An 11,645-nucleotide genomic window follows, 5' to 3' on the forward strand; every position below is an offset into this window, starting at 1 on the left:
GCCGAGACTCCCCCGGCTGCTGCCCAAGCGCAAGCCCCGCCCCCAGCCCTTGGTCAAGGTGCGGGTCCTGCCGCCGAAGCTGCCCAGGATCCGGCTGAAGCGGCCGCGCCTGAAGCCCTTCCGCGAGCGGAACCCGGTCGTCGTGGGCGCCGTCGGCCTCACCGTCCTCGCGCTGCTCACGTTCGCCGCCTTCAACGCCGACAGCCTGCCGCTGATCGGCGGCGGCACCGCCTACAGCGCTGCCTTCTCCGAGGCCGGCGGACTCAAGCCGGGCGACGAGGTACGGATCGCCGGGGTCAAGGTCGGCAAGGTCGAGGGCGTCGGCCTGGACGGCGACCACGTCAAGGTCACCTTCAAGGTGAAGGGCCGGCCCGGGTTCGGCACCGACACGGGCGCGGCGATCCGCGTCAAGACGATCCTCGGCGCGAAGTACCTGGCCCTGTACCCGAAGGGGCCCGGCCAGTTGAAGCCGGGCAGCGAGATCCCGCTCGGCCGGACCGTGTCGGCGTACGACGTCGTCCAGGCCTTCAGCGACCTGACGACCACCACCGAGGCGGTCCACACGGACCGGCTGGCGAAGGCGCTGGACACGATCTCCCTCACCTTCCAGGACTCCCCCGCGGAGGTGCGGGCGTCGATCAAGGGACTGTCACGGATCTCCCGGACCGTCGCCGCCCGTGACCGGGCGCTGCGCGGGCTCCTCGACCATGCGAACGGGGTCACCAAGGTGCTGGCCGGTCACACCGAGGACTTCTCCGCGCTGGTGAAGGACGGTGACGCGCTGTTCAAGGAGATCGACGACCGGCGTGCGGCGATCCACACGCTGCTCAAGAGTTCCGCGCTGCTGGGCATCGAGCTGTCCGGCCTGGTCGCCGACAACAGCAAGGAGATCGGGCCCGCACTGAAGAACCTCGACACCTTCCTGAAGATGCTCGAACGCAACCAGGCGAGCCTCGACCGCAGCGTCCAGCTCCTCGCCCCCTACGTGCGGCTCTTCACCAACACCCTCGGAAACGGCCGCTGGTTCGACTCCTACGTCCAGAACCTGGTCGCCGCCCCGGTCACGCCCCGGACGGGAGGCACCCGATGACCCGCAGACTCCTGGCCCTGTTCACCGCGCTCGCGGTTCTCGCCGGCCTCGCCGTCGTCCTCTGGCCGGGCCCCGGCCCCGTCCGCGTCACGGCGTACTTCCCACGCACCGTCGGCATCTACCCCGGCTCCGACGTCCGCGTCCTCGGCGTCCGCATCGGCGAGGTCGGGAAGATCACCCCGGAGGGCGACCGGGTCCGGGTGGAGCTGGAGTACGACCGGGGGCGCAAGGTCCCCGCGGACGCACAGGCCGCCATCGTCAACTCCTCGGTGGTCAGCGACCGTTACGTGCAACTGCTGCCGGTGTACCGCAAGGGCGCGGTCCTGCGGGACGGAGACGTCATCCCCGAGTCCCGTACGGCCGTCCCCGTCGAGCTGGACCGGATCTTCGACAGCCTGCACACCACTGCCGAAGCGCTCGGCCCGAACGGCGCCAACAAGCAGGGCTCGCTGTCCCGGCTGCTCGGGGTGAGCGCGGACAACCTCCGGGGGCAGGGCCAGAACCTCAACCAGACGGTGGACGACCTGTCCCAGGCGGTCACCACGCTGTCCGACGGGCGCGGCGACCTGTTCGGAACCGTACGGAACCTTCAGGTGTTCACGGCCGCGCTGGCGGCGGACGACGCCGGCGTGCGGTCGTTCGACACCGACCTCGCCCGCGTGGCCGGGCAGCTGGCCGGGGAACGCAAGGATCTCGCCGCCGCGCTGAAGTATCTGGCCGCCGCACTCGGTGACGTGGCCGGCTTCGTGAAGGGCAACAAGAAGGCGCTGACCTCGGACGTGCAGGGCCTGGCCAAGGTCACCAAGGTCCTCGTCACCCAACGGGCCGCACTTCAGGAGCTGTTGGCCGTCACCCCCACGGGCCTGTCGAACCTGCAGAACGCCTACAACCCCACTGCCGGCACCCTCGACACCCGCAACAACGCGCAAGTCCCGCAGGATCCGTCATCGCTGCTCTGCTCGATCCTGAAGACGACCGGCGACGACCACGACAACTGCGCCGGGCTGAAGAAGCTCTTCGACTCCCTGCCCGAGGTGCCGTCGGCCCCGGCGTCGACGGGCACGGTCGACAAGACCCTCGGCGGAATCCTGGGGGCACCGGCATGAACGTGAAGCGCTCGGGGCGGGTGGCCGCCTGGACGGCGATCGGCTCGCTGCTGCTGACGGGCTGCGAGTTCAACGGCTGGTACGACGTCCCGCTCCCCGGCGGCGCCGCCTCGGACGGCCACGCCTACCACGTCACCGTCGAGTTCCGGGACGTCCTGGACCTGGTGCCGCAGTCGGCGGTCAAGGTCGACGACGTCACCGTGGGCGCGGTCGAGAAGGTGGAACTGGACGGCTGGCACGCGCGGGTACGGCTGCGCATCGCCGACTCGGTGAAGCTGCCCGGCAACGCGGTCGCCGACCTGAGGCAGACGAGCATGCTCGGCGAGAAGTACGTCGCCCTGTCCGCGCCGGCCGGCACCGCGCCCGTCGGACGGCTCCACGACGGCGACCTCATCCCACTGTCCCGCAGCGGCCGCAACCCGGAGGTCGAGGAGGTGCTGTCGGCCCTGTCCGCGCTGCTCAACGGCGGCGGGGTGGCCCAGCTGAAGACGATCACCGTCGAGCTGAACAAGGCCCTCAGCGGCCGCGAGGACCGGGTCAGGGCCCTGCTGAAACAGCTCGACACGTTCCTCGGCGGCCTCGACGACCAGCGCGCGGAGATCGTGCGCGCACTCAAGGGCGTCGACCGGCTGGCGAAGCGGCTGAAGAACGAGAAGAAGACGATCGCCCTGGCCGTCGACACCATGCCGCCCGCCCTGAAGGCCCTCGCCGACCAGCGCAAGGACCTGACGAAGATGCTCACCGCCCTGGCCGACCTCGGCAAGACCGGCACCAGAGTGGTCAACGCCTCCCACGACGACACCGTCGCCGACCTGAAGAGCCTCCAGCCCATCCTGCAGGAGCTGAACCAGGCGGGCGACGACCTGCCCAACTCCCTGGAGATCCTCACCACTTACCCGTTCCCGCGCAACGCGACGGATGCCATCAAGGGTGACTACGTCAACCTGAAGATCACCGCCGATCTCGACCTGGCGGACCTGTACGGCAACGTCACCGGCAAGCCGGGCAAAGGGGGCACGGCCGGGAAGCCCCCGGCCCCCGGGACCCCGCACCTTCCCGGCCTCCCCACTCCCACCCCTCTGCCCACCGTCCCGTCCCTGCCGGGCACCCCGTCCGTGCCCCCCGTGCCGTCCGCACCCGCCGTGCCCTCGACGCCCTCCGACGGCAGCACCCTGCTGTGCCCGCCTGTGTGCACCGCGGCCTACAGCACCGGGGGCGGCTCGCATCGCCTCCCGCCCGGGATCGATCTCGGCCTCGCCGAGCTGATGCTGAAGGGGATCATGCCGTGATCACACGTACGGTCAGGGCCCAGCTGCTCGCCTTCGCGACCGTCACCGCCCTCGGGGTGTCGTACGTCGGCGCCCGGTACACGGGCCTCGTGGACGACGTCCTGCACCGCGGGTACACCGTGCGCGCCGACTTCGCCGAGTCCGGGGGCGTCTTCCCCGGCGCCGAGGTCACCTACCGGGGCGTGCCGGTGGGCCGCGTGGGCGATCTGCAGCTGACCGGGTCCGGGGTCTCGGTGGCGCTGAAGATCGAGGACGGCGCCCCGAGGATCCCGGCCGACACGCTCGCGGTGGTCGCCGACCGTTCGGCGGTGGGCGAGCAGTACGTCGACCTCCAGCCACGGCGGGCCGGCGGGCCGTACCTCATGGACGGCAGCCCGATCCCGCGCAGCCGTACCCGGACCCCGCTGCCGGTCACCGACCTGGTCCTCAGCCTCGACCGGCTGGTCAACTCGGTCGGCAAGGACGATCTGCGGGTCACCGTGGACGAGTTGGGCAAGGCCTTCGCCGGCACCGGACCGAACCTGAGCCGGCTGGTGGACTCCGGCAACGCGCTGGTGGAGTCGGCATCCCAGTCGCTCCCCCAGACGGTCTCGCTGATCGAGGACTCGCGCAAGGTGCTCAAGACACAGGCCGACGAGGGCTCGGCCATCACGTCGTTCTCCCGCGACCTGGCCACGCTCACCGAGCAGCTGAAGTCGAGCGACGGCGATCTGCGCAGGCTGATCGGCAACACCGCGCCCGCCGCCCAGCAGTTGGACTCCCTGCTGAGGTCCACCCGGCCGCACGTACCGGTCCTGCTGGCCAATCTCATCAGCGGCGGCCAGGTCACCCTGGCCCGGCTGCCCGGCGTCGAACAGGCCCTGGTCACGCTCCCGCTCACGGTCGCGGGCAGCTACACGGTCGTCCCCGGCGACGGCACCACCCACTTCGGGCTGACCGTGAACGCCGACGACCCGCCCGCGTGCACCCAGGGCTACGGCACCCAGCGGCGCGACCCCACCGACACTGCCGCGCGCCCGGCGAACACCGGCGCGCGCTGCACGGCACCGCGCGGCAGCAAGACCTCGGTCCGCGGTGCCCAGAACGCACCCGGCCCGGCCACCGGTCGGTACAGCGCCGGCCAGGCCGCGTTCGTGGCCCCGTACGACCCGGAGACCGGCACCGTGACCGGCCCGGACGGCACGCCCGTCGAGCTCGGCTCGACGGGCGGCGAACAGACCGTGTTCGGAAAGGAGTCGTGGCAATGGCTGCTCGTGGGACCGATGGCATGACAGGGGGCCGGGCGAGGCTGCTGTCGGCGGGGCTCGTCGCCGCGACCGTGCTGACGGCCGTGCTGTGTGTCTGGCTGGGCCTGAAGCTGGCCGACCAGCGCGCGGCGCAGCAGCGCCGTCAGGACATCCTGGCGGCGGCCCGCCAGTCGGCGCTGAACTTCACCTCGCTCGACTACCGGCACTACGACCGGGACAGCCGCACCGTGCTGGAGGGCGCAACCGGCGACTTCAAGAAGCAGTTCGCCGCGCAGACCGCGCAGCTGACGAAGCTCGTCGCCCAGAACAGGTCGGTGTCCGAGGGGCAGGTCCTGGAAGCGGGCATCGTGCGGTCCGACGCGCGCTCGGCCCGCGTCCTGGTCGTGGCCGACAGCAAGGTGACCAACACCGCGGCGCCCGAGGGCCAAGCGCGCACCTACCGGCTCCAGCTCGACCTCGTGCACGTGGCCGGCCGCTGGCTGACCTCCGATGTCACGTTCGTGGGCTGACCCGACTGTGAGGCCGTCAATGAGGAGAGACACCGTGGCGAACCCGACCTCCCGCACCCGCGGCACCGGCTCCCCGGCCCGCCGCACCATGACCGCGGCCGCCCGCGCGGCGGCCAAGCGCGCCGCCCGCGGGGAAAAGGAAGCCGTCCCCGGGCGGACCCTGCTCGTCGAGTCCCCGGCGGACGTCCGGGACGACCCGCCGGAACTCGCGTCGGAGCCCGAGTCCGAGTCCGAGTCCGAGTCCTTCGAGGATGAGCCGGAGGAGAGCGCGCCCTCGCGCAGGGCCGGCCGGAGCGTGCTCACCGCGGTGCCGGTCCTCGTCCTCGTGACGGCCCTGGTCGTGGCCGCCGTCCTCGGGTGGCAGTACCGGCAGGGGCGGCAGGCCGAGCAGGCCCGGGGCGAGGCCCTCGCGGCCGCGCGGAAGGCGGCACCGGTCGTGCTGTCGTACGACTACCGGCACCTGGACCGGGACTTCGCCCGGGCCCGCGCCCTGCTCACCGGGCACTTCCGCGACCAGTACGGCAGGACGACCAAGACGTTGGTCGCGCCGACAGCGACGACGTACCACGCCGTGGTGAAGGCGACCGTGGCCACACCCTCCGACGGCGGCACCCCTGCTGCGTCCGTCGTGTCGGCCACACCGGACAAGGCCGTCGTCCTGCTCTTCGTCAACCAGGTCACCCAGAGCACCCAGGTCCCGGAGCCCCGGCTGGACCTGAACCGAGTGCGACTGACGCTCACGCACACCTCCGACGGCTGGAAGGTGAGCGGCGTCGACGCCCTCTGACCCGGCATACGCATTCGGGCAGGTCCGGCCGCACAGGCGATCTCCCCCCTCCGCGGCCAGGAGGTCTCCCTGACCTACGACCCCGCGACCAGAACCCTGACCACGAATACACCCCAGGCAGAAAGGATCACCATCAGCTGACTCGAAGCCCGCGGAACCCGCCGACGAAGGCAGCTCGGGCATGGCCGTGGAACGCTTCGGAGACCTCCGCGCTCGGCTCAGCCTCGCGTGATCCTCCGCTGCGCGGCTTCGGTCAGTGTGGTCGCCGTGTGTACCGCGCTGGCGACGGCGTCGTCGGGGCCGAGGCCGCACAGGTCGGTGAGGGAGAAGAGGGCTTCCGCGCTGACGACCACGGCGAGGTCCCGCTTGAGCTGGGCGAGGGCTTGCGGATCCGTCACCCCCAGCGTGTCCTCCAGGGGGAGGAGCGCGAGGTCGATCAGCCCGAACCGGATACCCGGCCTGGCGGTCGCCGCCTCGGGGCGGGTGACGGTGGCCGCGATCATGGCGCGCACCGCTCCCTGCCGCAGCAGTACGCCGCGCAACAGGAATTCACAGGCGAAGGCGACCCGTTCGACGGGATCGGTGGAGTCCGCGACCGGCGCGAGCGCCTCGACGGGGGGCGGCCAGGCGCCGGCCAGGGCCTCGCTGATCAGCGAGGGGAGGTCGGGGAAGTAGCGGTAGGCGGTGGCCTCGGAAACCAGGGCAGCGCGCGCGATCGCGGGCATGGTCACCTCGTCTCCCGTGCCGATGAGTTCACGGGCGGCTTCGACGATCGCCGTACGCGTGCGCTTCTTCTGATTGCTGCGGCCGGTGTCCGTCTGCGTCGTCGCCACCGGTGAGTCCCCTTTCGTGTCCGTCCATCCGCCGTCACCTTATCACTGGCTACTCTCGTCGTGAGAGTCCACTTGCATAACGATACATCACCCTCTAATCTCCTTCGTGAGAGCCGACTCTCACGAAGGAGATGGCGATGACCAAGGTTTCCGTGGTCGGCCCGGACGACGGCGAGACGATCCGTCTGGGGCCGGCACAGATCCGCATTCTTGAGGACGGCAGCACCACCGGGCACCGTCTCGGCATCGGTGAGATCACCCTCGCCCCGCACACCGAAGGCCCCCCGCAGCACCGCCACGCCCAGCACGACGAGGGCTTCTACGTGGTCTCCGGCACCGTGCACTTCACCGTCGGGGAGACGACCCACGTCGCGCCGGCCGGCACCCTCGCGATGATCCCGCCCGGTGCCCCGCACACCTTCGCCAACCTCGGCGACGAGCCGGCGGTGATGCTCAACACCTTCACGCCCGACCTGTATGTGCAGTACTTCCGCGACCTGCGGGACATGATCGCCGCCGGCCGGGAGCTGACCCCGCAGGCGACCGTCCAGGTGATGAGCCGGTACGCCACCGTGCCGGCGACCGACTACGCGTGACGGCCCGCGTCGAGAACCCCCGCCGCCAGCAATCGACTTGGAGACTTCCATGACCGGCACCACCCGCACGTTCACCCTCACCCTCGACTCCGGCGACGTCGACCTGAGCTTCACCGTCGACGAGCGGGGCAGCGGTCACCCCTTCCTGCTCCTGCACGGCGGCGGCGGTCCGCAGACCGTCACGGGATTCGCCGCGCTCCTCGCCGAACAGCGGCCGGCCCGGGTCGTCACCCCGGTCCACCCCGGCTTCGGTGGCACCGCCCGGCCCGACTGGCTCACCGACGTGCCCACCCTCGCCCAGGTCTACGTACGACTGCTGGACGAACTCGACCTGGAGGACGTCACCGTCGTCGGCAACTCCATAGGCGGCTGGATCGCCGCCGAGATCGCCCTGCTCGGCAGTGACCGGATCAGCGGCGTCGTCCTCGTCAACGCCGCCGGCCTCCAGGTCCCAGGCCACCCGGTCGCCGACCCCTTCACCCTGACGCCCGCCGAACTGTCCGCTCTCTCCTTCCACGACGTCGAGAGGTTCCGCATCGACCCCAGCACATTCTCCGACGCGCAGCGCGCCGTCGCGGCCACCAACCGGGCTGCGCTGCAGGTCTATTCGGGCCCGCACGCCATGGCCGACCCCGCCCTGCGCGAGCGCCTGGCCAAGGTCACGTGCCCCGTCCTCGTCGCGTGGGGCGAGAGCGACCAGGTCGTCGACACCGAGTACGGACGTGCGTACGCCGCCGCCATCCCCGGCGCCGGGTTCGCACTCCTCCCCCGCACCGGTCACATGCCCCAGATCGAGACCCCGGAGCAACTTCTTCTCTCCGTCTGGGACTTCGCCGCCGCCCACACCACCCATCGGCCCACCGACTGAACACGGGAGCCCACGTGCCCGATCCCGTACCGGGGCGGCGCGCCCCCGTCCTGGCCGTCTGCTGCCTGAGCGTGCTGCTGGTCAGCCTCGACGTCACCATCCTCAACGTCGCGCTCCCCTCGATGCAGCGGTCCCTGAACTCGTCCGTCTCCGGCCTGCAGTGGACGCTCGACGCGTACACCATCGCCCTGGCCTCGCTGCTGACCCTGGCCGGTGCCACCGCCGACCGCGTCGGGCGGCGGCGCGTCTTCCAGCTCGGTCTCGTGCTGTTCACCGGTGGATCGGCCCTGTGCAGTCTGGCGCCCACGACGGGCTGGCTCGTCGTCTTCCGTATGGTGCAGGCGGTGGGCGGCAGCATGCTCACCCCCGTCGCCATGGCCATCCTCGTCAACACCTTCACCGCACCACGGGAGCGCGCACGGGCCATCGGCGTCTGGGGCTCAGTGGTCGGCCTGAGCATGGCGGCCGGGCCGGTTCTGGGTGGCGTACTGGTGGAGTCGGCCGGATGGCGGTCGGTGTTCTGGCTGAACGTACCGATCGGGCTGGCCGCGCTGACGCTCGCCGCACGGTTCGTCCCGGAGTCCCGCGCGCCGGCGGCCCGACGCGCCGACCCCGTGGGCCAGCTGCTGGTGATCGCCCTGCTCGGCACGCTGACGTACGCCATCATCGAAGCGCCCGGTGAGGGCTGGACCGCGCCGCCGATCCTGGCCTGCCTGATCGTGGCAGCGGGCACGCTCGCCGCCTTCGTACCGTACGAGAACCGGCGCGCCGAACCGCTGATCGAGCCAAGGCTCTTCCGCAGCGCACCTTTCAGTGGGGCCACCGCGACAGCGGTCCTCGCCTTCGGCTCGCTCGGCGGCTTCCTGTTCGCCAACGCCCTCTATCTGCAACGGGTGGTGGGACTGAGTGCCCTGGGCGCCGGGCTGCACCTGCTGCCGATGGCGGTCCTGTCCCTGGTGTGCCCGCCGCTGTCCGGCCGGATCGTGGAGAGCCGCGGTCCGCGGATCGCCCTGTTGCTCGCGGGGGCCGGCATCGCCGCCAGCGGTGTACTGGCCGTCGCCGCCACCCGCTCCGCCCACCCCTCGGACATCCTGCTGGACGTGGCGTACGCGCTGTTCGGTCTCGGCTTCGGCTTCGTCAACGCCCCGATCACCTACACGGCGGTGTCCGGCATGCCGCGCGCCCAGGCCGGGGTCGCCGCCGCGGTCGCGGCCACGAGCCGTCAGGTCGGCTCCTCGCTCGGCATCGCGGTGATCGGCTCCGCCGTCGCCTCCGGGGCGCGACCTGCGGCCTGGTGGATCATCACCGGGTGCGGAGCGGCCATCCTGGCACTGGGCACCATCACCACCGGCCGCTGGGCCACCACCACCGCCGAACGCGTCGCCGCCCAACTCAAACCCAGCCCGCCGCGCGCCACGGCGGAGATGGGCGCCGCTGCGGTGGTGAGGGCGTGCGCGTTCGACACGTTGAACCGGAAGGATTCTTCGAAGTAGTCGGGTGATTGGTCTCCAGCAGCGGGCGCGGGTTGGTGCCACCGACATTGTTGACGACGACGTCGAGCCGTCCGAAGGTCTTCACGGCGGCATCCGCCAGGGCTGCGGCAGCCTCCGGGGCGCTGAGGTCGGCAGGCACGATGCGGGCCCTGCGTCCGGTCTCCTCGATCTTCGCGGCCACCTCGGCCAGATCGGCCTCTGTGCGAGAGGTGATCACGACGTCGGCACCCGCTTCGGCGAGCGCCACCGCCGCCGCAGCGCCAATGCCCCGTCCAGCTCCGGTGATGATGGCCACCTTGTCTTGGACGCCGAGAAGAAAGAGCCCCTCTACGAAGCCCTGGGCATCACGATCACCTACGACAACGCAACGAGGACCGCGACCGTCAGGTCGAGGCCCTCGATTCCGTATCGTTACAAGGTAAGGAGTGTCCGAGGGGTGAGTTGACGGCTGACGATACGGTCGTGGTGGCGCAGGGGAAGCTCTACCGCTGAGACTGTCGCCGTACGCCAAGGTTTGGCTCGGCCGCGTCGTCCACCGTGGCGGTTCGCTTCTCATCCCTCTCAGGACGGAGGCATTCCGCGTACGTCGCTCCTCACATGGGCCTTGGGCTCCCGCTGGACGCGTCCTTGCAGACCTTCGAGCTCCGTGATCCGCGTGCACACGCCGAGGGATCGGACTCGTGCGCCCTCGCATCCGTGGGAAAGGAAACGGGAAACAGCATCGTTCACCTTGTCCGTCCACGCCCTGCCGGACCGCGCGTACGCGGTCGTCACCTGCCGCCTGGTCTATCGGTGGATGGACGACAAGCCGGCCTTCCTCGACCGCGTCCGAAAGGTCCTGGCACCCGGCGGGACCTTCTGGGTCGTCACCGAACTCGCCGGTCGCCGCGAGCGGGTCGCCGGGTTCGGCGTCCTGGTACTGCTGGAAGAACTCCAGTGGGTTGCAGCCGTAGTCGTCCTCCTCCTGGTAGACGTGCCAGGACACGCCCGCCTCGGTGAGCCGCTCGGGGTAGGCGGTCCAGCGGCACGGCTCGGGGATGACGTTGCTGATGACCGGCCCGCCGGCAAGGCCGTTCGGGTCGATGATGCCGGTCCAGTGGTAGAGCCGGTTGGGCCAGGTGGGGCCGAGCAGCGAGCAGTGGTAGGCGTCGCAAAGGGTGAAGGACTCGGCGAGCGCGAATTGCAAGGGGATGTCGGCGCGCTCGTAGTAGCCCATGGTGAACGGGCCATTGGCCTCGCCGTCCGCCTTGCGGTGCGCCGACACCCAGTTGTCCGTCCGGCCGTTGTTCCAGGCCTCCTGCTGCACCGACCAGGCGTGTCTGGTGGACGGGATGGCCTGCGAGCTGGTGGTCCTGGTGTCGAGGTGGAACGGCGCAGGTAGCCGTCCGGGTTCTCCGGGTCCGGTTGGTAGAACACCGGTCTGCCGGTCGGCAGGATGGCCGCGTCCGGGTCGTCGAAACCCCGTACCCCGCGCATGGTGCGGAAATGGTGATCGAGCGATCGTTTCTCCTGCATGAGGATCACGACATGCTCGATGCCGTGGGGCGATACCGCCCGGTGGGCCGTGTCGGCCATGGCGCGCTGCAGGTTGGGCGGGAGCAAGGACGCGGCGGCGAGCCCACCGACGCCCAGCGCGGAGCCGAGGAGCCTGCGACGGGACAGCCCAGCCATGGTCACCCCTCCACGGAAGATCGGGAACGCGCGCCAGCACACACCACTTCGTTTCCCGCGCACAAGAGGGCGTGCCGCAGCGGCCGTCATCCATGTGCGTCCAGCCGAATTCAGCAGGCGGGGGCGCCTGCGCCTTCCGGGGTCGCGCGTCGGAAC

11 protein-coding genes and 1 pseudogene are annotated in these 11,645 nt (G+C 70.8%); 9 read left to right on the forward strand and 3 right to left on the reverse strand.

The window, feature by feature from the left end; all coding sequences use genetic code 11:
- The first annotated feature begins 79 nt into the window (after positions 1-79).
- From LE548_RS04725 to LE548_RS04750, 6 genes are read left to right on the forward strand one after another with little or no spacing between them, the layout of a single operon-like run.
- Positions 80-1,090, forward strand: coding sequence for an MCE family protein (locus LE548_RS04725; RefSeq protein ID WP_374116024.1), 1,011 nt, complete (start codon positions 80-82; stop codon positions 1,088-1,090).
- Positions 1,087-2,196 (forward strand): MCE family protein, encoded by a 1,110-nt coding sequence (locus tag LE548_RS04730; RefSeq protein WP_225095328.1) that lies wholly within the window; start codon positions 1,087-1,089, stop codon positions 2,194-2,196. The genes LE548_RS04725 and LE548_RS04730 overlap by 4 nt, the downstream gene beginning before the upstream one ends.
- The gene (locus LE548_RS04735; protein ID WP_225095329.1) at positions 2,193-3,485 is read left to right on the forward strand and encodes an MCE family protein; all 1,293 of its coding nucleotides are present in this window, start codon (positions 2,193-2,195) and stop codon (positions 3,483-3,485) included. The genes LE548_RS04730 and LE548_RS04735 overlap by 4 nt, the downstream gene beginning before the upstream one ends.
- Positions 3,482-4,756, forward strand: a complete 1,275-nt coding sequence (locus LE548_RS04740; protein WP_225095330.1) for an MCE family protein — start codon at positions 3,482-3,484, stop codon at positions 4,754-4,756. Before LE548_RS04735 ends, LE548_RS04740 begins: the two co-directional genes overlap by 4 nt.
- Complete coding sequence (locus LE548_RS04745; RefSeq protein WP_225095331.1) at positions 4,729-5,241, forward strand: hypothetical protein; 513 nt, start codon at positions 4,729-4,731, stop codon at positions 5,239-5,241. The genes LE548_RS04740 and LE548_RS04745 overlap by 28 nt, the downstream gene beginning before the upstream one ends.
- 34 nt (positions 5,242-5,275) lie before the next feature.
- Entirely contained in the window at positions 5,276-6,028 is a 753-nt protein-coding gene (locus LE548_RS04750; RefSeq protein ID WP_225095332.1) for a hypothetical protein, read from the forward strand.
- 218 nt (positions 6,029-6,246) lie between these two features.
- Here LE548_RS04750 and LE548_RS04755 read toward each other — a convergent pair whose 3' ends face one another.
- Positions 6,247-6,861 carry a TetR/AcrR family transcriptional regulator gene (locus LE548_RS04755; RefSeq protein ID WP_225095333.1) on the reverse strand — a complete coding sequence of 205 codons (615 nt, stop codon included), beginning with the start codon at positions 6,859-6,861 and terminating at the stop codon, positions 6,247-6,249.
- Between the two features lie 137 nt (positions 6,862-6,998).
- Between LE548_RS04755 and LE548_RS04760 the strand changes: the two genes are divergently transcribed.
- Genes LE548_RS04760 through LE548_RS04770 form a run of 3 tightly spaced genes read left to right on the forward strand, consistent with a single transcriptional unit; the run spans position 6,999 to position 9,818 of the window.
- Positions 6,999-7,457 (forward strand): cupin domain-containing protein, encoded by a 459-nt coding sequence (locus LE548_RS04760; RefSeq protein ID WP_225095334.1) that lies wholly within the window; start codon positions 6,999-7,001, stop codon positions 7,455-7,457.
- A gap of 49 nt (positions 7,458-7,506) precedes the next feature.
- Complete coding sequence (locus LE548_RS04765) at positions 7,507-8,325, forward strand: alpha/beta fold hydrolase (protein WP_225095335.1); 819 nt, start codon at positions 7,507-7,509, stop codon at positions 8,323-8,325.
- Between the two features lie 14 nt (positions 8,326-8,339).
- Positions 8,340-9,818: a DHA2 family efflux MFS transporter permease subunit gene (locus LE548_RS04770; RefSeq protein ID WP_225095336.1), complete on the forward strand. Its 1,479-nt coding sequence runs from the start codon at positions 8,340-8,342 to the stop codon at positions 9,816-9,818.
- Here LE548_RS04770 and LE548_RS04775 read toward each other — a convergent pair.
- Together LE548_RS04775 and LE548_RS04780 are read right to left on the reverse strand one after the other, a co-directional pair.
- Positions 9,718-10,512: an SDR family NAD(P)-dependent oxidoreductase gene (locus LE548_RS04775; protein WP_308029889.1), complete on the reverse strand. Its 795-nt coding sequence runs from the start codon at positions 10,510-10,512 to the stop codon at positions 9,718-9,720. The two genes, LE548_RS04770 and LE548_RS04775, sit on opposite strands and share 101 nt — an antisense overlap.
- Before the next feature lie 183 nt (positions 10,513-10,695).
- A pseudogene (locus tag LE548_RS04780) lies at positions 10,696-11,489 on the reverse strand (alkaline phosphatase family protein); the annotation flags it as partial.
- Positions 11,490-11,645: the final 156 nt, after the last annotated feature.

Source organism: Streptomyces sp. CoH27, assembly GCF_020181035.1.
GTDB lineage: Bacteria > Actinomycetota > Actinomycetes > Streptomycetales > Streptomycetaceae > Streptomyces > Streptomyces camelliae.